A 24,509-nucleotide genomic window follows, 5' to 3' on the forward strand; every position below is an offset into this window, starting at 1 on the left:
GCAAAAAAAAACCCACTTAAATAGTTCGTTTTAAGTGAGTTTCTTTTCTCATCATACTCTTTATGAGCAGATAATAACACTTCGGTGTTACTTCATGGTGTATTACTCAGTGTTGCGTAAATCAACATAAATTTTTCTTTTATATGGCTATTTTGGACCGTCATTAACAATTCATTATGTTTATAATGTATTAATATGTCTTTGTCATATCTTTGTCTACTAAAATTATAAAGTCAGCTTTTGCCAATTCTGATTTTGGTGTATCCGTCATATCAGTAGAAATCGTTAATACTTTTAAAGCTGGATTATACTCATTTAGATACCAGATAATACCTTCGAAATTATCAGAATGATATTTTCCATTCAAATGAACAAATTTCTTATTGGTTTCATAATTTTCATTTATACTATAAGCCATAGTCGCATCTTTCACAGCCTGAGACTTAGGAAAGTTTTCTCCAGCATGGCCTTCCATCATATTCAGCATCTTCACATAACCTGGCAAACTCGCATCATATGGAATCGGTAAAGGAGCGATATAAGCTTTCTCTTCTGCCACTAAGGATTCTATCGATTCAAATCCTTGCTTATAAACCATCGACGCATATGTTCGCGGAATATTACTAGCGATGACTTTGATATCATTCTCTTTAGCATAGTCTACAATCGGCGCATAATCTGTTTTATAATTATTCCACAACCTAGCATCTTCTTCTAATTTCTTAGCATCGATGCTTCCATCTAAGTAATTATTTAGTGCCTCTTGATTATCTCTTTCGAACATCTCTAAACCAACAATTAAATTATTGTCTTTATCCAGCTCTTTAATGAGTTTTAATTGTAACCAATGGCTAATCGGATCATTATGCATTTCTCCAAAGAAAATAACGTCCGCATTTTTTGCTTTCTTGAGCAATTTTTTGAAATTGGATTTTTTTAGAGATTCAGTGAATATTTGATGTGATTCCGCAGATTGTGCAGTAGAAATCGCAATGGATACGAAAACTAAGAGAATTATTAAGTAGACATTTTTAACTTTAACCATGGTTACAAATATTAGATTTTTAAGTTTATTTCTTTTTTTATCGTTCAATTTAAACGCTCAGGAATCATTAAAGCAATTTCAAAGCCAGATTGATTCGATTGTGACAAATGCTATTGATTCTATGGCATTTCCTGGAGCTCAAGTCCTCATTATACACAAAAATAAAACATTAATTCATAAAGCTTATGGATATCACACCTATGATCACATTACACCTGTGGATACAACCCATCTTTATGATTTAGCTTCTGTTACAAAAGTAATGGGTGGAGGTCTTGCATTGATGAAATTGCAAGAAAAAGGAAAATTTAATCCTAATATGCTTCTTAAAGAAACCCACCCTTCTTTTAAGAACACAGATAAAGCAGACTTCACATGGCAGAGCATTCTTGCACATCAAGCCAAGTTGAAACCCTACATTGTTTTCTGGCAAACGGCAAAACGAAAGAACGGTCGATACAAATGGAGAACCTTTTCTTATACCCAAAACAAATACAACAACATTCAAATAGATGATGAAATATTTCTGCACAGAAGGTATGCTCGAAAGATTGAAAAATTAATCAAAAAATCACCATTGAACTCCGAAGCAAAATACCTTTATTCAGGATTAGGATTTCTGCTCATTCCAGACTTCGTCGAAAGAACTTCGGGAATGCCTTTAGACCAGTTTCTAAAAAAGGAAGTATATGAACCTTTAGATTTAGATCGTATCACTTTTCAGCCTTCTAAATATTTTCCTCTTGAAGAAATTGTACCAACAGAAATAGACACCTTCTTTCGACATAAATTAGTACACGGTTATGTTCATGATGAGAACGCATCTATGCTTAACGGTGTTTCTACCAATGCTGGCTTATTCTCTAATGCTAGATCGTTAGGAACAATTGGTGAAGCTTTACTAGCAAAGGATGATAAAATATTTGACCATCAGATTGTAGCACAGTATACTTCTGTTCAGTTTCCAGAAAATGATAATAGACGAGGTCTTGTTTTCGACAAACCCATGTTAACATATAAGGCCGGTAGCTCCTATGTGGCAGAATCTGCAAGTCCATCTTCATTTGGTCATAGTGGGTTCACTGGAACTTTTATATGGATGGATCCAGAGTACGACCTAATTGTTATATTCCTCAGTAATAGAGTTTATCCCTACCGAAGCAATCGAAAATTGTACAGCATGAATTTCAGACCTGATTTGCAACAGTTAGCATACGATTACCTCCTTAAAAACAAAAATTGAAACGTCCCTGGAAAATAGTCATTTTTTGGTTTACACTACTTCCACTTCATGCCCAAACGGATAGTTCATACATTGACTTCAGCGCCTATGTTAAATTAGACAGCATTATGATAACAGCTGAACGCGGTGGTTTTAGCGTTGAGGAATTTATTAAAATTATCCAACAAGACAATTCCCTAGAGCAATCATTTAATAACCTTAGACAGATATCATACACCTATTCGAATGATATTCGCTTTCATAATAATAAAGGTGCAATTAAAGCAAGTTATCAAAGCCAAAACAAACAAAGCTATAACGGTCTCTGTCAATGGATGGAAGTGCTGGAAGAATCAGCAAGTGGTGACTATTACAATCGCTTTGGTAATTATAATTATTACACGTCAGATCTCTATGATCGAGTTTTTTACCAATCTAGCATTCCGTGCGAGAAGAGAGCACAAGTAGCAAAGGTTAGCCGCGCTAAGAAAATATTAGAGCGTAGAATAGATGAATTAAAGAAATTGATTTATACGCCAGGAAAGGAAGCCAATATTCCGTTAATCGGCAGTAAAACAGCTATTTTCTCAGAAGAAATGATCGAACACTATGATTTTTCTCTTAAATCTAATGGAGAATCCTATGTGTTTACAGCAACCATTAATCCATTCTACAATCAAGAAAACCCAGACGGATCAGTCGTAAAATACCTAGAGGTAAAGATGGCGAAAGAGAACTTTCAGGTTCTATCTAGAAAATACAAGCTACAATATAATGCTGGCATTTATCGCTTCGATATTTTGATGATGGTCGCGCTAGAAAAGCATGATGATTTATATATTCCTGTCGAAATAAAATATGACGGTTATTGGAAAATCGTTGGAAAACGAAAAGAAAATTGTACTTTTCGCTTTAATTTTATAGATTTTATAGAGTGATGAAGGATATCATTTTGATTATTGATAGTGGTGCTACAAATTCTAATTGGAAGTTTTTAAATGCAGCAGAAGAGTTTGAATTCTTTAAATTTAAGGGATTTAATTTATCGACAAGTAATATTGATCAGTTAAATTACGACGTCCCTGAAAAATACAAATCCACTGTAAGTAAAATTTTCTTCTTCGGCGCTGGAACAGGGAATAAGGCCAAAGAATCCCTCTTAAAACAAAAACTTACCGATACCTTTTCCAATGTTCAACAAATCATCATCGGATCTGACCTGGTCACTGCAGGCTTAGCCCTTTCCAACAAGGAAAGATGTGTTATCTCAATTTTGGGAACGGGGTCTAATTGTTGTATTTTCTCAGATAATAAGATAGAACAAAAAATAAATAACCTAGGATTTATTCTTGGTGACGAAGGCAGTGGATTCCGAATGGGAAAGACCATCTTACAGGACTACTTTTATCATAAAATGAGTTTAGAGGATGAAGAGCTTTTTTCGAATAAATATCAACTAACAAGAGACGAATTAATCCAGCGAGTCTACCATGATTCAGAAAAGCCTAATGGTTATATTGCAAGTTATTGCAGTTTTCTCATCGATAGCACACCGACATATAGAAGACACGTTTCGTTTTCGAATTTAGATTTATTTTTCCAGCAGCAACTTACCTATTTTAGAGGGGCTGAAAACCTAGAACATCATTTTTCTGGATCTATTTCATGGCACTTTAAGCAAGAAATAGAAGATTTATGCTCAAAATATGGTTATAAACTAGGAAAGATTATCCAAAATCCCATAGATTCGCTGTCTTATTCGAAATTAATTGAATTATAGATTAAACTTGACATGACGAAGATTAAAAAAATTGCAGTTTTTACGTCAGGCGGTGATGCTCCAGGAATGAATGCTGCTGTGCGAGCAGTAGTTAGAACCGCTTCTTATCACAATCTTGAAGCCTTTGGTATTTATAGAGGTTATGAAGGAATGATAGATGGCAGAATCAAGCCTATTGCCGCAAGAGATGTTGGAAATATTATACAAAGAGGTGGTACGATACTTAAGACCGCTCGTAGTATGCGATTCAAGACTCCTGAAGGTAGAAAACAAGCCTATGAAAATCTTAAAGAAGCTGGAATCGATGCCTTAGTCGCTATCGGTGGTGATGGAACTTTCACTGGTGCTCAAGTCTTCAGCCAAGAATATAATATACCTATCGTAGGACTTCCGGGTACAATTGACAATGATATTTATGGTACAGACTATACCATCGGATTTGACACGGCGATTAACACAGCGATCGAAGCTGTAGATAAAATCAGAGATACGGCCGACTCTCACTCTAGATTATTTTTCGTGGAGGTCATGGGAAGACATTCAGGATATATTGCACTTCATACTGGAATAGGAAGTGGTGCAGGATGTATTTTCCTTCCTGAATATGACACACCTCTTGATGAGCTCGTAGATGTGCTGAAAAAAGCAAATGATCGAGATAAGATGTTTAATATGGTTATCGTAGCCGAGGGAAATAGAAGTGGAAATGCAATGGAAATTGCTAATAGACTGAACGAAAAGTATGATGGATATGAATCAAAAGTCACGATTCTAGGACACATGCAACGTGGTGGTGCACCATCATGTCGTGATCGAGTATTAGCCAGTCGACTAGGTTATCATGCGATAGAGGTCTTACTGAAAGGTGAGAGCAATGTAGCATTAGGCATTATCAACGATGAGCTATGTCTAACGCCATTTCAAGAGGCTATTTCTCAAGCAAAAAAACCTAAAAGTTCCATGTTAGAAATGGCTCGGATCTTATCGATGTAATGGATTAGCTATTACCTTTTTGAAGGTTTTTTTGATAAAAAAAAGGAACTTTGAATAGTTTCTAACGAATTCTAGCGCTAATAATCCTGCTCTTGAATATAACTTGTATTGGATATACATCGTAATTTAATACCAACTATGCAGGTTCAAACAATGAACCTTAATTTGTATTAAGGTCTATTCCATTAAAGCTTTATAAGTTAAGGAAGCGTGTTTCCTCCTCACAAAATGAATGTACGTCTAGTTTTAATGATCTTAGAATTGGAATTAATTTATATTTGCAAAAAAACAATATATGAGTGGCAAGATTCTGATCGCATTCTTCATAACATGCTTTATATTATCATGCAAGTCGGACGAAAAGGCAATCGACGAAGCAGAAGCCAATATGAATGAGGAAGAAATATACTTCCAAGATTATGAACCACCTTTTAACAAATGGGGATTTATTGATACTCTTGGCGAGAAGATTATTCTTAATAAATACGATGCTGCTAGGCCTTTTTCAAATGGGTTAGCAATTGTAAACTTTCTAGGAAAATGGGGCATGATCAATCACGATGATAGTCCGATTATAGATTTCAAATATAGATCCTTATTTAATTTTGAAGATGGTCTTGCTAGATTTCAAACCTTTGATCAAAAGTATGGCTACTTGGATAAAAACGGCAAAGAAGTGATCCAGCCGATCTATGAAGAAGCTGAAGATTTCCATGATGGTTTGGCTAAAGTTGGGATTAATGGTTTTTATCAATATATCAAACCCGACGGCAGTATTGCTTTCGAGCAACAATTCGTGAAGGCAAGTAATTTCAGTGAAAACAGAGCTAAAGTGAATCAATTTGATCATTTCGGAGTCATCAACACAAAAGGTGAATTTCTAATTCCAACTGAATTTGATAAAGTTTATGACTTCTCAGAAGGGCTTACTAGAATTAAAAAGGATGGTAAATATGGATTTTATGGTTCCTCTAAAATTGCTATAGAACCAAGTTTCGAAATGGCAACAGATTTCCATGATGGTATTGCCGCAGTAAAAAATTCTGGTACTTGGTCATTTATTGACAAAAAAGGAAAAGTTTTTAAAACTCTTGATTACAAACACATTGAGTATGGTCATGAAGGTATGTGGATGGTCAATAAAAATGGTCTATTTGGCATGATCGATGCGAATGGAGAAGAAGTAATTCCATGTAGCTACAAGATGCTTTATAAGTACAAAGAAGGTCGATGCGCATACAGTGTGAAAGGTATTTGGGGCTTTTTCGACATAGAAGGTAAAGCAGTAACAGATCCAGTCTATGCATTGGTCTGGGATTTCCATAATGGCTTCGCAAGAGTACTAGGAAGAGAAGGTGTCCAAATCATCGATTATGACGGAAACATTAAATTTACCTCGCCATCTGTTGAATTACGAGATTTCGAAGAAGGATTGGCTCCTATACAATACATGAATTAAGAGAAATATTCTATCTTTGATCACTTAAAAAATAAATAGCAAAATGAATTTTGACATCATAGTAATTGGAAGTGGACCTGGAGGATACGTTGCTGCAATTAGAGCTTCGCAATTAGGTAAAAAAGTGGCGATAATAGAACGCGAAAACTTAGGAGGAATCTGCTTAAACTGGGGATGTATTCCTACGAAAGCGCTATTAAAAAGTGCGCAAGTATTTAATTACATAAATCACGCGAGTGACTATGGTATAACAATAGATAATGCGTCCGCAGACTTCGGTGCTATGATATCTAGAAGTAGAGGTGTGGCAGATGCTATGAGTAAAGGTGTTCAATTTTTGATGAAGAAAAATAAAATTGAAGTAATCGCTGGAGAAGGGAAACTACTTAGAGGTAAGAAAGTAGAAGTTACGGATGCCGATGGAAAGAAAAAGGAGTACAGCGCTGAGAACATCATTATTGCAACTGGCGCAAGAGCTCGTTCGCTTCCTGGAATTCAGATTGATGACAAGAAAATCATCGGATATAGAAAGGCCATGAGCTTAGAAACTCAACCTAAGAAAATGGTTGTAATCGGAGCTGGAGCAATCGGAGTTGAGTTTGCTTTTTTCTATAATTCAATAGGTACTGAAGTAACTGTAGTTGAATACATGGAACAAGGATTGGTACCTAGAGAAGATGCTGATATTTCTAAAGAATTAGGAAAGATATTTAAGAAACAAGGTGTAAATGTACTTGGGAATACTTCTGTAGAGAAGGTAGATACCAAAGGTAAAGTGATAAAAGTCACGACTAAAAACAGAAAAACAGGTAAAGAAGAAGTGATCGAATGTGATGTAGTTCTTTCTGCTGCTGGAGTTAGTCCAAACACTGAAAACATCGGACTAGAAGCACTTGGGATTAAGACAGAAAAAGGAATGATCTTAGTAGGCGACTACTATGAAACCAATGTTCCTGGAATATATGCCATAGGTGATGTGATTCCTGGACCAGCATTGGCTCACGTAGCTTCTGCTGAAGGAATTACATGCGTAGAAAAAATAGCGGGTCACTCTCCAGAACCGATAGATTATAATAACATTCCTGGATGTACTTATTGTATTCCAGAAGTAGCATCTGTCGGATACACAGAGCAAGCTGCTAAGGATGCAGGCTATAAAATCAAAGTTGGAAAGTTCCCATTCTCTGCTTCTGGAAAGGCAAAAGCAGGAGGAGTACCTCAAGGATTCGTAAAAGTTATTTTTGACGAAAAATATGGTGAATTCCTTGGAGCGCATATGATTGGAAATAATGTTACAGAAATGATTGCTGAAGTCGTGGTTGCTAGAAATCTTGAAACAACAGGGCATGAAATTATTAAATCAATTCATCCGCATCCCACAATGAGTGAAGCAGTTATGGAAGCTGCAGCTGCAGCATATGATGAAGTTATTCATCTATAAGAAATGAACTACTCCTGGCTCGAAGATGTAAAAGTTCAAAATGTTGGTCAGTTAAAACCACATTGCTTTTATTCATTTGACCCAGCGTTACGTCTATCACTAAACGGTACATGGCAAACTAAGCATCTTAGTAAAGTCTCCAGTCCGTTTAGTGATGACTTTCAAAAAATAGAATGGTCAAATTGTATTCTACCTTCTAAAATTGACCTAAATCCTTCCCCTTACTCCGCTCCTGATTCTGAGAAAAAAGCTTCTCAACGATGGGAGAATTATCTTTATAAAACAACTTTTGGAATAAAACCACAAGAGGCTCTAAATCAGCATTTCATTAACTTTGAGCATGTAAGTGGCATATCGTATTATTGGTTAAATGGTGATTTTTTAGGTTTCAACAAGTCCAAATCAATAGAAATAGAATTCGATGTTTCATCCATTATAAAAAGCGGCGAAAATGAATTAATCGTCCAAATTTTTCAAGATGTTACCAGCCTTTACAAAACACCTACTCTAGGGAGTATTTGTCTCTATTCATTACCAGAGAAATACATAAGGGACTATCACATTTCTACTTCTTGGAGTGAACTAAATGGAGCTGCATTTGATTTATCAGTGGATTTAATAGGCGATGCCAATGTTGAAGTCACTATTTACGAGAATGATCATCCCATTTTGATTAAGGATTGCTTAAAAAACTTGTCTGTAAAGAATTTATTTCTAGAATCATGGTCTTTTGAGTATCCTAAATTATACCTCTTAGAGCTCTGTGTTATAGATCAAAGTGGAGTTATTCTTCAGACGATGACTCAGTACATTGGCTTTCGCAGTATCGAAATAGTCAATGGGTTATTATATCTAAATGGAAAATACTTATGTATCAAAGGCATTAACCGGTCTGCGCCCTATGGTCAACTAAGCATGATTAATGATGAAACAATGTTGCTGGACATTCGTATGCTCAAGGCTGCTAACATCAATACGGTGATCAATTTTGATCATCCACATCGACAAAAGTGGTATGAACTCTGTGACAAATATGGAATCTTAATCATCGACCATGTTCCCGCTCAAAAAAGCAGCGATGCGCTATTAAGATCAGCGGAGGAAAGCGAAAACTACCATTTAGCAAATGTGAAAAGCATGTTCCATCGAAGCAAGAATCATACATGCGTTATCGGATGGCACATTGGCACGGAAAACAACTTTAACTTAGACACCAGTTTCCACTGGATAAAATCTAAGGAGCGTAAGCGCCTAGTTCTTCTTTCTCAAGAACGTCCCAAAGGCCATTCTGATGTATACTGTCCTAGTTACTTGAATGTAGATCAACTTTCTGCATATGTCTATTCAAACCCAAGCAAACCATTAATACTTTCTAAAATCGACAATGCTTTTGGAAATAGTCTTGGTGGTCTTAAAACTTACTGGGACTTTATAAATAATAATGATTGCTTGCAAGGTGGGTTTGTCGATGGCTTTATAGACGGTGGGATAAAGACCTCTGATGGGAAATGGGATTATGACTCAAAGTATGATGTGAAGGGCATCCTCCTTCCTGACCGTACTCCCCACCCCACTTATTTTGAGCTAAAAAAAATATTTCAAGAAATCGTTTTCAGAATAGATCAAGAAGAACAGCTTATCGTATTCAGGAACAACAATCTTTTCGAACCGATCATAGGTGTCATTGAAATTCGAATTTGGGAGGCTAAACAGCAGTTATTTTTTCAACGACGAAACTTCGAATTACCTGCTCAGGCTTCAGAATTGATTACGTACAACTTAGACAATAACAAATTCTCAGATTCTGTATTTCTTGATGTAAGATGCTTTATGAATAATGGAGAATTAGCCGGAGAAGAACAATTCATCTTACACCGAAAAACAGCTGAAATTCCGAGCTCAAAAAGAACTTTAGTATTCCCTTTTGTTATTGCTCCAAATCTTAGAAAGTTGCCTTCTCAAATGGAGGATGAAAAGAAAAACATTCTCGAAAATCCTCCTCAATACGAGTTGACAGAAGACTATATAGACGAAGACACCTTATGCATTCAACTAAAATGTCAAGTGACAAGCCCGCTACCTCGATTCGGTGTGAAAATTCAACTCCCTAAGATATATAGCCAAGTTAGTTATCTAGGTCGAGGTCCTCATGAAAATTATAGCGATCGAAAATCCTCCGCTTTCTGGGGGCAGTATTATACGACACCTGAAAAAATGATTCCTAGTTATATCATTCCGCAAGAATCAGGTTATAGATCTGAAAACGAAGAAATCGTGATTACAGATCTTCATGGAAATGGATTCAGATTTACATCTATTCTTCCCTTTGGCTTCAGCTATTCGCCTTATGATTTTGACCAATATAAAGATCGATCTACTTTCCCGAAAACAAAAGCTGGCTTAGTGGAATCAGATCACTACATATTGTGTATCGATCGCTATATGAACGGAATAGGCGGTGTTCTATCTTCGGAAGATGAAAGTATATATCAAAAATCTAATCCAGAAAATTACGCTGAATTCACCTTATATATAAGTGCTGTATAATTAGATTTTAACCTAGCGGTAAATGCCTTGATTATAGATGATTGAGTAAGAGATGTAAGTACTATTTTTAGAAAAAAAAGGGCGCACCTCAATATAAAAAGCTCAAAATCGATTTTTGAGATGGCCCCTCCTCAAATATTATGACGTAAATTAAAACATTATTATTCTACTTTACCTAGTTTAAGTGCAATTAAATTCCAATTTGTCATGCAAGGTTTGTATAAACGGCTTGCACATCTTCATCTTCCTCTATTTTGTCAATTAACTTTTCTATGTCTACCATTTGCTCGTCTGTGAAATCAGTTGGAGAATTTGGTAACCTTTGTAAATTAGCTGTTACAATTTCTATACCTAATTTTTCAAAACCTTCATTTAAGTTACCAAAATTAGTATAATCCGCATACGCATAAACCGTTTCTTCATCCACTTCGAATCGCTCTAAGCCATAATCAATCAGCTCTAATTCCAACTCTTCTAAATCCATATCTTCTTTTTTCGTAAATTCTATAACTGCTTTACGATCAAACAAAAACTCTAGACTTCCCATTGGCACCATTGTTCCTCCTGATTTATTAAAATAAGATTTCACATTGGCAACTGTTCTGGTCGTGTTATCCGTGGCGCATTCTACAAAGATTAAGACACCATGCGGGCCTTTTCCTTCGTAATTTACTTCTACATAGTCTTCGGCATCTTTCCCTGACGCTCTTTTTATGGCATTATCAATGTTGTCCTTAGGCATGTTAGCTGCCTTAGCATTCTGAATAGCCAACCTTAGTGAAGAATTCATGTCTGGATCTGGTCCGCCCTCCTTAGCTGCTACCGTAATTGATCTCCCCAGTTTTGGAAAAATTTTAGACATCTTAGCCCATCTTTTCTCTTTTGCTGCTCTTCTATATTCAAATGCTCTTCCCATATTATATATTAATTTGGCGCCAAAATAAGGATTTTCGACGAACGAATTAAATTCCTATTTACCTTTTCATACATTTGAGTACTAAACCTCCCAGTTATGAATAAATTTCTCCTAATATTTCTTATTCCTATCCTTCTTTCTAATTGTGTTCAGAAAGAAGAAAATTCAAAAATTGAAAAATTGACATACCCAACAACAAGCAAAGTAGACACCATAGACAATTATTTCGGGACAGAAGTAAATGATCCATTTAGATGGTTAGAAGATGACATGAGCGATGAAACTAAGGCTTGGGTTAAAGAACAAAATAACGTTACTTATGATTTTCTAAATCACATACCATACAGAAACGATTTAAAAAGCAGGTTGGAAAAATTGTGGAATTACGAAAAAATAAGTGCCCCTTTCAAGGAAGGAGACTATACCTATTACTACAAAAATGATGGCTTACAGAATCAATATGTAATCTATCGAAAAAAAGGTGAAGATGGTGATGATGAAATCTTTCTTGATCCAAATGAATTCAGTGATGATGGAACAGTTTCCTTAGGCGGACTTTCCTTTTCTAAAAATGGGAAAATAGCTGCCTATTCTATTTCTGAAGGTGGCAGTGACTGGAGAAAGATCTTGATTATGGATGCTGAAACGAAGCAAATTGTCGAGGATACCTTAATTGATGTCAAATTCAGTGGGTTATCTTGGAAACTCAACGAAGGTTTCTTCTATTCTAGTTACGACAAGCCCAAAGGGAGCGAGCTTTCTGCTAAAACAGATCAACACAAATTATACTATCATAAACTAGGCACACCTCAGTCTGAGGACGAGTTAATTTTCGGTGGAAATGAAGCGGAGAAGCATCGATATGTAGGTGGATATGTTTCTGATGATGGCAAGTATTTATTTATTTCTGCAAGTGTTTCTACTTCTGGAAACAAGTTGTTCCTAAAGGACTTAACAAATCCTGGGAGTAAAATAGTGACTTTACAAGGAGACACAGATTCAGACTCCTATGTTATTGAAAATGAGGGCGAAAAGTTATTTATTGTAACCAATAAAAATGCACCAAATCAAAAAATTGTTACAGTGGATGCAGGTGACCCAGCACAAGAGAATTGGGTAGACTTTATTCCAGAGACTGAAAATGTTCTAAGCCCTTCGATAGGAGGAGGATATTTTTTCACGAATTATATGGTCGATGCTGTTTCACAAGTTAAACAATATGATTATTCAGGAAAGCTCATTCGAGAAATTGAATTACCAGGAGTAGGAAGTGCTGGAGGTTTCGGTGGAAAAAAGGAGAATAAAACCTTGTATTTTTCTTTTTCAAACTATAAAACACCTGGAACCATTTACACTTTCGATCCTAGCTCTGGAGATTCTGAAGTCTATAAAAAACCAGATATTGCTTTTAATCCTGACGATTATGAAAGTAACCAAGTTTTTTATGAATCTAAGGATGGGACTAAAATTCCGATGATCATTACGTACAGAAAAGGTCTCAAGCTTGATGGTAAAAACCCAACCATTCTTTATGGTTATGGCGGATTCAATATCAGCCTTACACCCTCATTCAGCATTACGAATGCGGTATGGATGGAACAAGGTGGTATCTATGCCGTCCCTAACTTAAGAGGTGGAGGTGAATATGGTAAAGAATGGCACGATGCGGGTACTCAGATGAAAAAGCAAAATGTTTTCGATGATTTTATAGCTGCGGCAGAATACTTAATTGAGGAAAAATATACCTCTCCAGACTATCTCGCTATCCGAGGTGGATCAAATGGTGGTTTACTAGTCGGAGCAACTATGACTCAGCGACCGGATTTAATGAAAGTTGCACTACCTGCAGTGGGCGTTTTAGATATGCTTCGATATCACACGTTTACTGCTGGAGCTGGTTGGGCATATGATTATGGGACGGCAGAAGATAGCAAAGAAATGTTCGAATATTTAAAAGGCTATTCACCTGTTCATAATGTAAAAGAAGGTGTCGAGTATCCTGCCACACTTATAACCACTGGAGATCACGATGACAGAGTTGTCCCAGCGCACAGTTTTAAGTTTGCAGCAGAATTACAGAGAAAACAAAGTGGAACCAATCCAACATTAATCCGAATAGAAACGGATGCAGGTCATGGAGCAGGAACCCCAGTTAGTAAAACGATAGAGCAATACGCTGATATTTTCGGATTTACGCTTTACAATATGGGTTTTCAAGAATTACCTACTGACCTTGAAAAAATTAAAGGATAGATAAGAATCAACAATAATTTTCATACTTAGTATTCGATTCTTGGGACTTTTACTGCCATTGAACAATATTCTGAAATTAAATTGAGCTCTGGTATTTGAAATCTTTATTGTCTTTGTCAAGGTATATCAAAAAATAATCGACCATATAGCCTTAATAATTCCTATTTTGTTCGTTATAAACAAATATTATAAACTAAACAGACTTTATGAATTTTATTAAATCATTTATTTTGATCCTATCGGTCATCACAATTTTCTCGTGCGACAAAGAATCCATCACACCTGAAATGGAAGAAGAAATGGAGGAGGAATGCAACTTGACTGATGTTACCTATAATGGTACCATTAAAAGTATACTTAGCGGATGTCAAGGTTCAAGCTGCCATGGCTCAGGTACGGGAAGAGAAATGACAAACTTCACTGAGGCAAAGGCGTACGCTCAGAATGGCCGGATACTTGGAGCGTTAAATAGAGACAACAATTTCTCTCCGATGCCTAAAAACGGATCTAAGCTTTCACAATGTAAGATCGATCAAGTAAGTGCATGGATAGATGCTGATTATCCAGAGGGATAGAATTAAAATAGATGAGCAGTTGCCGAAAATCGGAATGGATCTTTGGCTTTAGGTTGAGAATAGACTTAATCACTGTATTTCTCTAAAACTATTATTCTTAGGGACCTTGGAATGCCGTCCGAGAGTAATAACCTATAGCTCTAATTGAATATTGATTTTACTCCAAGAATGGATTTAAACTTTATTAAATCTAGAACTCCACAGGACCGTGGACTTCAGGTCGAGAGTATTAGACGAAAACTTTAAATCTGAGTCTTTAGCTCAAGTGAAACTTGACTCCATCATCTCTTATACAGCAAGTTTTTAACTGGGAAAACTCCAATAAAAACCTCTATACTAATTTAAGTAGAATGATAATCCTTCGCTAGCTACATTAAAACCATTTAAATAGACCGACTTATAAGAAGTTGATTTCTTATCAATAAGCGGATTAGTATGATTCAAATGTGTAAAGTGAATCTTTGCCTTTTCTAATGCTGGAAGGTCTGAAAACTTCTTTATACTTTCCACAACAAAAGGATGAGGTATTTCTTTCATATTTCGATTAGAAATCTCCCCATCTTGGTAGAAAGTTCCATCGAGAAGCGCATAATCAACTTCCTTTAAGAGTGCAACAATATCTGTATCCCATTTTTCCCATTTATCGATATCAGGAATATAGAGGAGTGATTCTTTCTTAGAAGAGATAACAAAACCAACTGTTTCAGAATATTCATCACGGTGAGGAACAAGGATAGGTTTAATTCTTAGATTTTCAGAAAGGACAACCTCTTTATTATTATTCAATTTTTGAAGGTCAATGTTTTCTTGCTCTACTAATTGATCCCACGGTCCGTTCTTTTTAAGGAAATTAGTCATTTTAGGCATTGCATATACGGGAACATTACCAGCATTGATCACTTCATGTCCCAATTGAGCTAAACCAAAATAGTGTCCAATATGAGCATGTGTAAGAAAAATCCCAGCAGGCAATTGACCATATTCAGAACCATAAGCAGATAACATTTTCAATTGATCCTTAAAATCAGGAGTACAATCAATCATATATATTTTTCCTGAAGAATTATCAACAATTCCAATACTAGAAACCATTTTCTTCTCTGGCATACCAGCGCAGCACTTTAGCTGACAATTGATTTGGGGATATCCTGCATCTTGCGCTATTCCTAAAATTACAACTTCAATGTTTTGTGTATAGCAAAGACAAAAAGGTATAAAAATGGAAACAAAGATTAGGCAAAGTCGTTTTTTCATCATTAACTTAGTGTAAATAATTGCGCAATATACAATAAAACCCTATTTTTAAGATAGCACTAAAACACATATTAATTTATAGATATATTCATATTGATCTATTTCAATAGATAAATAGAAAAAATCAATAATATATATATTTATTTGTTAACCTTTTAGTAAAATAAAAGACCAAAATAAAGAGGGAAGAACATGAGGACACCATATTTTTTAGTGTCATTAATTAAGAAATAGAAAATGAAAGTAGCTTTTATAGTATTAACAATATTTTTTTCCAATCACATGTATGGCCAGAAATCGTTTGATTCAGAGGTAGTTACACCTGTAGAAACGACAAGTTTTGAATTTGATAAGACATATGTTGACTTAGGAAAGGTAACCAAAGGAGAGAAAAAGATATTTAGTTACGAGATGAGAAATACAGGCAAAGACAATATTGAGATAGATTATCTAGATTATTGTGCATGTACAGAGGTTGATTATCCAGAAAGAAAAATTTTAAAGCCAGGAGAGTCTATGGTTTTTAATGTAACTTTTGATTCGACAACTAAGGATGAGGAAGAGACGATTGAAATTGCCATGGAATTAAAAAATGTAGATCCGAAAAGCGGATTACGTTATTATTTAACACTTGATTACCATTTTATAATTGTCAAATAATAACTAACAACGACCATATACTCATTTTCATGGAATTTGGTCCATAATATTATTATATTTGAAAAGAATTGTTTCACCCACTTAAAAGGATATGAAAAATAAATACAAATTATTAGGGTTGCTGGGGCTTCTGCCTTTCTTTGCAACTGCGCAATTAACAAATAACGGTGCCTCCATTATTATAGAGGAAGGTGCGACTTTGGTTGTGGAAGGAGACATAGATAATATGGCCTCTAGTACCATTACAAATTCTGGGACCATCGAGGTTAAAGGAAATTTTGTAAATGATGGAACATTAACCTCTGTTGCAACGAATTCTGATATTATCTTCAGTGGGGATGCTGCACAAAGCTTTGATGCTAATGGAGCGACGGTGAGGAAGGTGACGGTAACAAATACTGATGCAGATGTATCATTAACTGCGACAGGATTAGGAATAACGAATGAACTTGTATTCGAAACTGGTTCTGCAAATCTAGATATTGCTGGTCAAGATTTAACTTTAGGAGCTGGAGCAATAGTTACAAGAGGTGCAAGCGATGGTTATATTAAAGCGGATGGAGCTGGACAAGTTGTAAAGACTTATGATGCTTTAGAATCTTTCGTATTCCCTATAGGTGATGCCAATGGTTATACACCATTAGAAGCAGAAGTTACAGCTGGAACAGTTGGAACTTCAACAATCTCTGTAAATTTAAAAGATGCAATACATCCTGCACTACCACAAGATGCTAGTAATCCAAACAGAAATGCAACAGAATACTTAACTAAGTATTGGGATGTAGATCAATCTGGATTTGGTGGATCTTTCAGTGCTGATATAACAGGTACATATGATGATACCAATGATAAAGTCTTGGGTGGAGGAGCTGAATCATTAATTAAAGCTGCTTTATATGATGGTGTAAACTGGACATATGAAGATGTAGATAATACAGGTAGTGATCAAGTGGCAGCAACTATAACTGATTCAAGAGAACTGACTGGAAGTAATACGTTTGGTAAGAGTATGGTTTCAGTAATTTTAGGTGGAGCTTATGATGATGCTTCTAATTTAATGAGAACTGACCTTAATGGAGGTTCTGGTGGAATATTAGCTACTCAAGCCCTAACATCACCATATGGAACAGGAGAAACGGTAACAGCTGGATTTTTTGATACACATGCTACAGTAGTTGATTGGGTTCTAGTAGAACTAAGAGATGTTTCTGATGATGAAACTGTAATTGCTTCAAGAAGTGCATTTGTATTAAATGATGGAAGTCTAATGGACTTTTCAGGAACCGACAATGATGTCTTATACTTTAAGAATGCATCTGCAAGTACATACGTTTCTATCAAACATAGAAATCACTTAGGTATAATGCTAAATAATACAACTCCACTATTGTCTACAATTGGTGATATAGATTTTACTGCTTTAGCAGCAAATACATTTGGTACTCATGCACAACAAAGTTTTGATGCTAAAATGATGATGTGGGGAGGAGATGTAGATGGCAATGGTATAATATATAGTAATAATTCACCTTCAGATGCAAATTCAGTAACTTCAATTGTTCTTTCCCATCCAGGTAATACCGGTTTCTTTGGAAGTGGCCCTATTGATTCTTACTTAGGTGTTAGTAATGTCTACAGTCCTGGAGATATCAATTTTGATGGTAGTGTACTTGCAAATGCCTCTCCTTCTGATTCATCTATTCCTGCAAACTCTGTTCTTTCCCATCCAGGAAATACAGGCTTTTTCGGAAGTGGACCTGTCGATAGTTATTTATTACTTATTGAACAATTACCAGAAAACTAAATTAAAAAAAATGAAATATATATATACACTTCTACTTATGATTGCGACTTTACAATTAGGTATGTCGCAAAGAATTATGATTACAATAGAAAACTTAGGTGAAATTGAGACTGGATTCCAAAGTATATTAGTGAGTTATACAGCTGTTGAAGGGGCATTTATCGCTGATGATGGCTCTGATGATTGGGGAAGCCAAACAATCACGTTCGGGTGGTCACAATCATCAGGTGTTAAAGCAGAACAACCTAACTCAAATATTCAATTTGTGCCTGGAAACTCATTTCCATTTAAAGACAGATTCACGAATTCTGCTAATATTATAACTTATACTTTAGACCAAGTTGGTGGTACAGATAATGGTAATGTTTATATGACTCTATCTGCACCTGAAACGGCAGATATTCCAATAGCACTTGGTGTCAAAATAGATATCTTTACATTAAAATTACCAATTGATATAAAAGAGCAGGCTGTTTTCAGAGCTGGGGAAGATTTTTTCCTTAATACTTCAGATCTTGGCCTTAGCTTTGGTACTACACCAAATATATCAAATATCATCCTTGGCAATTCTTGGGACTTGGGAGAAGCTGGAGCTTTTCTTCCAGTGGAATTTTCTTTTTTTACTGCAGTCAAAAATAATTCGAACTCAATACTTAAATGGGAAACTGAACTAGAAATCAACAACGACTTTTTTAATGTTGAGCGTTCAGCTGATGGAAAATCATTTTCTACGATCGGTAAAGTGTTAGGAAACGGAACAACTACAGAGACTCAAAATTATGAGTTTATTGATAGAACACCAGTTGCTGGTTTAAACTACTACAGACTTAAGCAAGTTGACTTTAATGGTGACTATGAATATTCTAAAGTAGAAACTGTGGATTTTAGAACTGGGAATGAAGGAGATATTAAAGTCTTCCCTAATCCTACAGTTGATTATGTGAATATACATTTAGATAGAACGTATGAAGGAGTTAAAATTACTAACCAATTGGGGCAGTTAATTGAAAACCTTCCTGCTTCTTCTTTTGAGAATAACTACATTAAACTTAATGTAGCTGGTTATACTCCTGGAGTATACTACATCGAAGCAAAATTAAACCACGAAGTTGTGAACAAACAATTCGTAAAATTGAAATAGTAGAAAGTTAAAATAGTATTTATTAGTATAATGAAAGGCTTCTCACTCGAGAAGCCTTTTGTTTTTTTAGCCATCCTCACTTCGACAGACGTGTCGCTTTTTAAGCAAGGATATGCGCGTGGCAAGAAAGTGATGCGTCTTTCTACAAAAAATGCAAAGGCTTTTCTCCTCCCCACTCCATCTGCACTTAAAAAGCATCACATTAATACTTGCTTCGACGTGTCGCTTTTTAAGCTGAGCAACGCGCGTTAAGCAGAAAAGTGATGCGTCTTTTACAAAAATGCAACGCCCTCTTTCTCCCCTAAAAAGCATCACATTAACCTTAACTCGAAAACAGAATCTTACCATTTTCTTCCGTTTCCATAAATTGTACAAATTCTGCTTTACCCCCAAACAAACTAATTACATCATCAAAGACAAGCCAATTAACTTCGTTAATAATTCCTAAAAAACTATTCCATTGATGATCCCTGAAATCTGACACAATATTATGCTTTCTTGCATTATGAATAATATAATAATGCCAATACATTAGTCTGCTATCATTGTAAACTAACGATCTTTTAAATGACCTAGCAAAGAGATTTCCATTTCTCTTATATATTTTATTAAAACCTTTGGAATAAGAAGTAAAGAATTTTAGAAATTGGTTAACTATAAGATCATTAATCAGATCATTCTTATCTTTTTGAAGCAGAAATCTTTGTTGAGTTTTAGTAATCTTTATATTAGGTATCCGCTTAATGTTTTCAATAATCTCATCAATAGATCTCACTTTAATTAGTAAATGAAAATGATTTGGCAGTAAACTGTAAGCGTAAAATTTGACATAGTCTTTTAAGAAATAATTCAAACGATTCAGAAAATATCGTCTATTTTCTGAATTCCTAAATAGTAGTTCCTTGTTATTAGTTCTATTGTAAATATGATAATCTCTTCGAGGTTCAAATCTAGCAAGCGTATTCATTAATTTCAGTATTTCTACTGATTAATAAATTATCCTTTATGATTATTAACTTTACACTTCAAAAAATGCAACGCTTTTCTCCTTCCCACTCCTTCTCCCTTTATTAAGCATCACATTAATACTTTCCTCGACGTGTCGCTTTTTAAGCTGAGCATCACGTGTTAAGCAGGAAAGTGATGCGTCTTCTACAAAAAATGCAACGCTTTTCTCCTCCCCACTCCTTCTGCACTTAAAAAGCATCACATTAATACTCTCTTCGACGTGTCGCTTTTTAAGCTGAGCATCACGCGTTAAGCAGGAAAGTGATGCGTCTTCTACAAAAAATGCAACGCTTTTCTCCTTCCCACTCCTTCTCCCTTTATTAAGCATCACATTAATACTTTCCTCGACGTGTCGCTTTTTAAGCTGAGCAATGCGCGTTAAGCAGAAAAGTGATGCGTCTTTTCAAAATAGAACTTTCACAAAAAAAGTAACGCTTTTATGATTATAAAAGGATTCTCCATCTCACTTAAGCTCTTAAAATAAATCGCATGAACTAAGCAGCTCCAAAATATGAATTTAAATTCTTCGAGAACAAACTCACGACTCAAGACTTATGACTTAAGACTTAAGACTTATGACTCACGACTCAAGACTCTCACTCTAATCCAACTTCAACACATCCAAAAATGCCTTCTGCGGAACATTTACACTTCCGATCTGACGCATCTTTTTCTTACCTTTCTTTTGCTTTTCTAACAACTTACGCTTTCTAGTAATATCACCACCATAACATTTTGCAGTAACATCTTTTCTCAAAGCAGAAATCGTTTCCCTAGCGATAATCTTAGCACCTACTGCTGCTTGAATCGCAATCATAAACTGCTGTCTAGGAAGCAAGTCTTTCAATTTAGAACAGATCTTTCGCCCGAAAGAAGCCGCTTTGTCTCTATGGACCAAAGAAGATAAAGCATCCACTGGTTCACCGTTCAACTTAAGATCTAATTTCACTAAATCTGACGCTCTATAATCTTTCGGAGCATAATCAAAACTCGCATAACCTCTTGTTATGGACTTCAACTTATCGTAAAAGTCAAAAACAATCTCCGCTAATGGCAGCTCAAAAGAAAGCTCAACCCTTTCAGTCGTCAAATAAATCTGCTTAGTTAACTCCCCTCTTTTCTCCATACACAATGTCATTATCGTTCCAATGTATTCTGGCTTCGTAATAATCTGTGCACTAATATAAGGCTCCTCTACCCTATCCAATAAGGTTGGATCTGGAAGATCCGTAGGAGTATTAATCAACATCTTCTCTCCTTTCTTCGTATAGGCAAAGTAAGAAACATTTGGAATCGTCGTAATAACTTCTTGTTCAAACTCTCTAGATAATCTTTCTTGGATAATTTCTAGATGCAGCATTCCTAAGAACCCACATCTGAATCCAAATCCCAGTGCCACAGATGTCTCTGGTTCGAAAACCAAACTCGCATCATTCAATTGAAGTTTCTCCAATGAATCTCTAAGATCCTCGAAATCTTCATTCTCTATCGGAAAAATTCCAGCAAATACCATCGGTTTCACATCCTCGAATCCATCAATTGCTTTCTCACATGGTCGATCAACTTGAGTAATCGTATCCCCTACCTTAATCTCTTTAGAACTTTTAATCCCAGTTATAATATAACCCACATCTCCGGCCCTAAGCTCTTTCTTTGGGATCATGTCCATTTTCAAAACACCAATCTCATCAGCCTCATAGTCCATCTTCGTATTCACAAATCTGACCATATCACCTTTCTTCATGCTCCCATTTTCTATTTTAAAATAGGCAATCACTCCTCGGTATTGATTAAAAATTGAATCGAAAATTAATGCTTGCAAAGGAGCTTCTTCATCTCCTCTTGGATGTGGAATCCTTTCCACAGCAGCTGTCATGATATCTTGGATACCAATTCCCGTTTTTCCACTTGCATGAATAATATCTTCTAGATCACATCCAATCAAATCAATAATTTGATCTGAAACTTCCTCTATCATCGCACTCTCCATATCCACCTTATTTAGGACTGGAATTATTTCTAAATCATGCTCAATCGCTAAATACAAATTGGAAATTGTTTGTGCTTGAATTCCTTGTGAAGCATCGACCAATAATAATGCGCCTTCACAGGCAGCAATAGAACGTGAAACCTCATATGAGAAATCAACATGACCAGGAGTATCGATCATGTTAAATGTATATGTTTCGCCATCTAAATGTTTATAATCCATTTGGATAGCATGACTTTTTATAGTAATACCTCGCTCTCTCTCAAGATCCATATCATCGAGCGCCTGATCTTTCATGTTTCTTTCAGATATCGTCTGAGTAAATTCTAATAGACGATCTGAAAGCGTAGACTTACCATGATCTATGTGCGCTATCACACAGAAATTCCTTATTTTCTTCATAAATGCAAAGATAACAGATTAGTTTATAGTTTAATACTTAATCTTTGGAGTTCTTTTAATCCAATTTTAGTAGACTGACCATCAGCATTCTCCTATTAAGCAAATAAGTAATAACTCATTGATTAACAAATTATTACACCTTAAAATCCTAATACTCCAAGACCAAAATAATTGTAAATTCCTCCAGGGGAATACGTGTCATTCCCCCTTCTTAACCTCTAACCCCAATTTTAACCGAATAACCGATTCAAGTCCTAAGACAACTTTTCTTAATCAGCAATAATAAATTTCATAGAACGAAATCCTTCAGAAGTAATGACATTTAAAAAATAAGTACCACTCGGCATACCCTTTAAGTCTACTTGCTCACTAAGGTTTGATCTATCTGCATATTCCATATGCTCTATTAATTTACCTTCTAAATTTCTTATCAGCACATCTATTTTATCGGAAGGTTCTGTTAAATTCAATTCAAAAGCCAATCTTCTATTTTGAATCGGATTACTTAGAATTTTCAATTTATCAGCTGACAATGGTTTGTTATGTTCGACTACACTACTAAATCCTTCTACATGAAGTCTACATACTAATGAAGCATTCTCAAATCCTGTATATAATGCATCCAAATCCAATGCTGTTACCAATATTCTCGGATAATCCACACTCGCAGTTGCCGCGAATTCCGGTGCGATACCAGTTCCTGCTTCTATTGCATCATATGCTACAGAAACATAGTAAAGATTACCTTCTTCTAATAATAGCGGATTATCCAATGCGACCGAAATAACATCATTAATCGTTTCATTTCCTGTCAATTCATAAATACCAATTTCTATTGGATCACCAAAAGGTTGAAAGTCTAAAACACCTTGATCAGCAATATCTATCGCTCCATCTCCATTATTATCCGCGTTGTAAATGGCGATCAAAACAATATCTGCATTAGCATCACCCGTAAAAAGTTCAGCACCATTTGCTAAGCCAAAGGATACATGGGTTGCCATTTCACTCTTTCCGGGAACAACCAAACTTCCGAACTGATAAAAATATTCTGCATCCGCAAATGTCGTACTATCAGGACCGATTCCTCTTGTAATTACTCCATCATCTGTTGCAAATGTGTTTTCAGTGATCTCAAATTTCCTATTGACCTCCTTATCCTCTAATCCACTTATATATTTCATTTCATACTCCCCAATTTCTTTTGGTGTATAAGCATCGAATTCAATTAAGTATGCTTGACCATCGCCTGGTATATCATCCACAGAAACAATTTCCTGAACTTCACCTAAAGGGTTAGTTATTTGCAATTTAGTTTCAACTCCTATTTTATCCTCATTGCTCTGATTAATAACTACCACACTCATATTTTCCATAGGAACAATCTGACTCTGTGGAGTGGAATAAGAATAAGGTCCGAAAGTGGAATAAAAACTCAGAATTTCAAAGCAAACTTCCACTGTGCCGGCTTCTACCGCTGGAACAATAGTTAAGCCCGATGTATATGAAATAAATATTGCAGGTATGGTTACGTCATCCGCATTATCACCAGCTAGCATTCCTACTAACGCTCCTTCACCATTCGGATCTTGATCATGTCCAACGATAACAACTGCTTTTGCCCCAGCTTGTTGCGCATTCCATATTTTCAAGCTAAAATCACATGTCCCTCTTCTTATTAATGCTATTTTATCTGATAAATCTTTCGTAATCGATTCACAGCCTTCTGTCTCTCCATCTTCAGCCCAGACCAATTCACCACATAAACTTTTAGTAATGGCCGGTCCGAAATCTGTAGTTCCTCCCCATGTATAAGTTCCCGCTGCACTTGAAGGAGATTTTACAATAAATTCAAAATCATTTCCATCAGTTTGACCGATGACAACATTTGTCATCAACATCACTAATATAAATGCTATTCCACTTAGTATTCTTAATTTCATATGTAATTGTGTCTAGTTACCGTTCTCATTATTAAAGCATAAATATAGGTGAAACTAGCAACCTCTCAAAACATTA

Annotated in this window: 19 protein-coding genes; 12 read left to right on the top strand and 7 right to left on the bottom strand. The window is 35.6% G+C overall.

What is annotated here, in order from left to right; translation table 11 throughout:
* Window positions 1-190 precede the first annotated feature (190 nt).
* A complete protein-coding gene (locus tag L2586_RS08340) occupies window positions 191-1,045 on the bottom strand; it encodes a ChaN family lipoprotein (protein WP_235292414.1) in 855 nt (284 codons plus the stop codon).
* A gap of 100 nt (window positions 1,046-1,145) precedes the next feature.
* Between L2586_RS08340 and L2586_RS08345 the strand changes: the two genes are divergently transcribed.
* From L2586_RS08345 to L2586_RS08375, 7 genes are all read left to right on the top strand, one after another.
* Window positions 1,146-2,288, top strand: coding sequence for a serine hydrolase domain-containing protein (locus tag L2586_RS08345; protein ID WP_235292415.1), 1,143 nt, complete (start codon window positions 1,146-1,148; stop codon window positions 2,286-2,288).
* Entirely contained in the window at window positions 2,285-3,205 is a 921-nt protein-coding gene (locus L2586_RS08350) for a hypothetical protein (protein ID WP_235292416.1), read from the top strand. Before L2586_RS08345 ends, L2586_RS08350 begins: the two co-directional genes overlap by 4 nt.
* A complete protein-coding gene (locus L2586_RS08355; RefSeq protein ID WP_235292417.1) occupies window positions 3,205-4,047 on the top strand; it encodes a hypothetical protein in 843 nt (280 codons plus the stop codon). Before L2586_RS08350 ends, L2586_RS08355 begins: the two co-directional genes overlap by 1 nt.
* Window positions 4,048-4,059: 12 nt before the next feature.
* Entirely contained in the window at window positions 4,060-5,040 is a 981-nt protein-coding gene (pfkA, locus tag L2586_RS08360; RefSeq protein ID WP_235292418.1) for a 6-phosphofructokinase, read from the top strand.
* A gap of 295 nt (window positions 5,041-5,335) precedes the next feature.
* A complete protein-coding gene (locus tag L2586_RS08365) occupies window positions 5,336-6,499 on the top strand; it encodes a WG repeat-containing protein (RefSeq protein WP_235292419.1) in 1,164 nt (387 codons plus the stop codon).
* Between the two features lie 43 nt (window positions 6,500-6,542).
* The gene (gene lpdA, locus L2586_RS08370) at window positions 6,543-7,940 is read left to right on the top strand and encodes a dihydrolipoyl dehydrogenase (RefSeq protein ID WP_235292420.1); all 1,398 of its coding nucleotides are present in this window, start codon (window positions 6,543-6,545) and stop codon (window positions 7,938-7,940) included.
* A 3-nt stretch (window positions 7,941-7,943) separates the two neighbouring features.
* A complete protein-coding gene (locus L2586_RS08375; protein ID WP_235292421.1) occupies window positions 7,944-10,487 on the top strand; it encodes a glycoside hydrolase family 2 TIM barrel-domain containing protein in 2,544 nt (847 codons plus the stop codon).
* Window positions 10,488-10,692: 205 nt separating this feature from the next.
* On the opposite strand, the gene L2586_RS08380 is transcribed toward L2586_RS08375, so the two are convergent.
* On the bottom strand, window positions 10,693-11,403 hold the full coding sequence (locus tag L2586_RS08380; protein WP_235292422.1) for a YebC/PmpR family DNA-binding transcriptional regulator: 711 nt from the start codon (window positions 11,401-11,403) through the stop codon (window positions 10,693-10,695).
* A gap of 96 nt (window positions 11,404-11,499) precedes the next feature.
* On the opposite strand from L2586_RS08380, the gene L2586_RS08385 reads away from it, so the two are divergent.
* Both L2586_RS08385 and L2586_RS08390 read left to right on the top strand, forming a co-directional pair.
* The gene (locus tag L2586_RS08385; RefSeq protein ID WP_235292423.1) at window positions 11,500-13,656 is read left to right on the top strand and encodes a prolyl oligopeptidase family serine peptidase; all 2,157 of its coding nucleotides are present in this window, start codon (window positions 11,500-11,502) and stop codon (window positions 13,654-13,656) included.
* Window positions 13,657-13,862: 206 nt separating this feature from the next.
* Window positions 13,863-14,231, top strand: coding sequence for a hypothetical protein (locus L2586_RS08390; RefSeq protein ID WP_235292424.1), 369 nt, complete (start codon window positions 13,863-13,865; stop codon window positions 14,229-14,231).
* Window positions 14,232-14,567: 336 nt separating this feature from the next.
* On the opposite strand, the gene L2586_RS08395 is transcribed toward L2586_RS08390, so the two are convergent.
* Window positions 14,568-15,338, bottom strand: a complete 771-nt coding sequence (locus L2586_RS08395) for an MBL fold metallo-hydrolase (protein WP_235292425.1) — start codon at window positions 15,336-15,338, stop codon at window positions 14,568-14,570.
* Window positions 15,339-15,722: 384 nt separating this feature from the next.
* Here L2586_RS08395 and L2586_RS08400 point away from each other — a divergent pair, with 384 nt between their 5' ends.
* From L2586_RS08400 to L2586_RS08410, 3 genes are all read left to right on the top strand, one after another.
* Window positions 15,723-16,145 carry an Ig-like domain-containing protein gene (locus L2586_RS08400; RefSeq protein ID WP_235292426.1) on the top strand — a complete coding sequence of 141 codons (423 nt, stop codon included), beginning with the start codon at window positions 15,723-15,725 and terminating at the stop codon, window positions 16,143-16,145.
* A 91-nt stretch (window positions 16,146-16,236) separates the two neighbouring features.
* The gene (locus L2586_RS08405; RefSeq protein ID WP_235292427.1) at window positions 16,237-17,949 is read left to right on the top strand and encodes a hypothetical protein; all 1,713 of its coding nucleotides are present in this window, start codon (window positions 16,237-16,239) and stop codon (window positions 17,947-17,949) included.
* 10 nt (window positions 17,950-17,959) lie between these two features.
* On the top strand, window positions 17,960-19,090 hold the full coding sequence (locus L2586_RS08410; protein WP_235292428.1) for a T9SS type A sorting domain-containing protein: 1,131 nt from the start codon (window positions 17,960-17,962) through the stop codon (window positions 19,088-19,090).
* A gap of 322 nt (window positions 19,091-19,412) precedes the next feature.
* Here L2586_RS08410 and L2586_RS08415 read toward each other — a convergent pair whose 3' ends face one another.
* From L2586_RS08415 to L2586_RS08430, 4 genes are all read right to left on the bottom strand, one after another.
* On the bottom strand, window positions 19,413-20,057 hold the full coding sequence (locus L2586_RS08415; protein WP_235292429.1) for a hypothetical protein: 645 nt from the start codon (window positions 20,055-20,057) through the stop codon (window positions 19,413-19,415).
* A 51-nt stretch (window positions 20,058-20,108) separates the two neighbouring features.
* Complete coding sequence (locus L2586_RS08420; protein WP_235292430.1) at window positions 20,109-20,426, bottom strand: hypothetical protein; 318 nt, start codon at window positions 20,424-20,426, stop codon at window positions 20,109-20,111.
* A gap of 273 nt (window positions 20,427-20,699) precedes the next feature.
* The gene (gene lepA, locus L2586_RS08425) at window positions 20,700-22,490 is read right to left on the bottom strand and encodes a translation elongation factor 4 (protein ID WP_235292431.1); all 1,791 of its coding nucleotides are present in this window, start codon (window positions 22,488-22,490) and stop codon (window positions 20,700-20,702) included.
* Between the two features lie 269 nt (window positions 22,491-22,759).
* Window positions 22,760-24,433 carry a T9SS type A sorting domain-containing protein gene (locus L2586_RS08430; protein ID WP_235292432.1) on the bottom strand — a complete coding sequence of 558 codons (1,674 nt, stop codon included), beginning with the start codon at window positions 24,431-24,433 and terminating at the stop codon, window positions 22,760-22,762.
* Between the last annotated feature and the right edge of the window lie 76 nt (window positions 24,434-24,509).

Source organism: Portibacter lacus (assembly GCF_021533215.1).
In the GTDB taxonomy this organism is placed as follows: Bacteria; Bacteroidota; Bacteroidia; order Chitinophagales; family Saprospiraceae; genus Portibacter; species Portibacter lacus.

What these genes read in the sequence shown, in the direction of transcription:
- L2586_RS08410 (WP_235292428.1), top strand. Translation starts at nt 17,960, where the DNA reads ATGAAATATATATATACACTTCTACTTATGATTGCGACTTTACAATTA.
- lpdA (WP_235292420.1), top strand. Translation starts at nt 6,543, where the DNA reads ATGAATTTTGACATCATAGTAATTGGAAGTGGACCTGGAGGATACGTT.
- L2586_RS08375 (WP_235292421.1), top strand. Translation starts at nt 7,944, where the DNA reads ATGAACTACTCCTGGCTCGAAGATGTAAAAGTTCAAAATGTTGGTCAG.
- L2586_RS08380 (WP_235292422.1), bottom strand. Translation starts at nt 11,403, where the DNA reads ATGGGAAGAGCATTTGAATATAGAAGAGCAGCAAAAGAGAAAAGATGG.
- L2586_RS08430 (WP_235292432.1), bottom strand. Translation starts at nt 24,433, where the DNA reads ATGAAATTAAGAATACTAAGTGGAATAGCATTTATATTAGTGATGTTG.
- L2586_RS08340 (WP_235292414.1), bottom strand. Translation starts at nt 1,045, where the DNA reads ATGGTTAAAGTTAAAAATGTCTACTTAATAATTCTCTTAGTTTTCGTA.
- L2586_RS08400 (WP_235292426.1), top strand. Translation starts at nt 15,723, where the DNA reads ATGAAAGTAGCTTTTATAGTATTAACAATATTTTTTTCCAATCACATG.
- L2586_RS08355 (WP_235292417.1), top strand. Translation starts at nt 3,205, where the DNA reads ATGAAGGATATCATTTTGATTATTGATAGTGGTGCTACAAATTCTAAT.
- L2586_RS08405 (WP_235292427.1), top strand. Translation starts at nt 16,237, where the DNA reads ATGAAAAATAAATACAAATTATTAGGGTTGCTGGGGCTTCTGCCTTTC.
- L2586_RS08420 (WP_235292430.1), bottom strand. Translation starts at nt 20,426, where the DNA reads ATGCTTAATAAAGGGAGAAGGAGTGGGAAGGAGAAAAGCGTTGCATTT.
- pfkA (WP_235292418.1), top strand. Translation starts at nt 4,060, where the DNA reads ATGACGAAGATTAAAAAAATTGCAGTTTTTACGTCAGGCGGTGATGCT.
- L2586_RS08395 (WP_235292425.1), bottom strand. Translation starts at nt 15,338, where the DNA reads ATGCCAGAGAAGAAAATGGTTTCTAGTATTGGAATTGTTGATAATTCT.
- lepA (WP_235292431.1), bottom strand. Translation starts at nt 22,490, where the DNA reads ATGAAGAAAATAAGGAATTTCTGTGTGATAGCGCACATAGATCATGGT.
- L2586_RS08390 (WP_235292424.1), top strand. Translation starts at nt 13,863, where the DNA reads ATGAATTTTATTAAATCATTTATTTTGATCCTATCGGTCATCACAATT.
- L2586_RS08415 (WP_235292429.1), bottom strand. Translation starts at nt 20,057, where the DNA reads ATGAATACGCTTGCTAGATTTGAACCTCGAAGAGATTATCATATTTAC.
- L2586_RS08385 (WP_235292423.1), top strand. Translation starts at nt 11,500, where the DNA reads ATGAATAAATTTCTCCTAATATTTCTTATTCCTATCCTTCTTTCTAAT.
- L2586_RS08365 (WP_235292419.1), top strand. Translation starts at nt 5,336, where the DNA reads ATGAGTGGCAAGATTCTGATCGCATTCTTCATAACATGCTTTATATTA.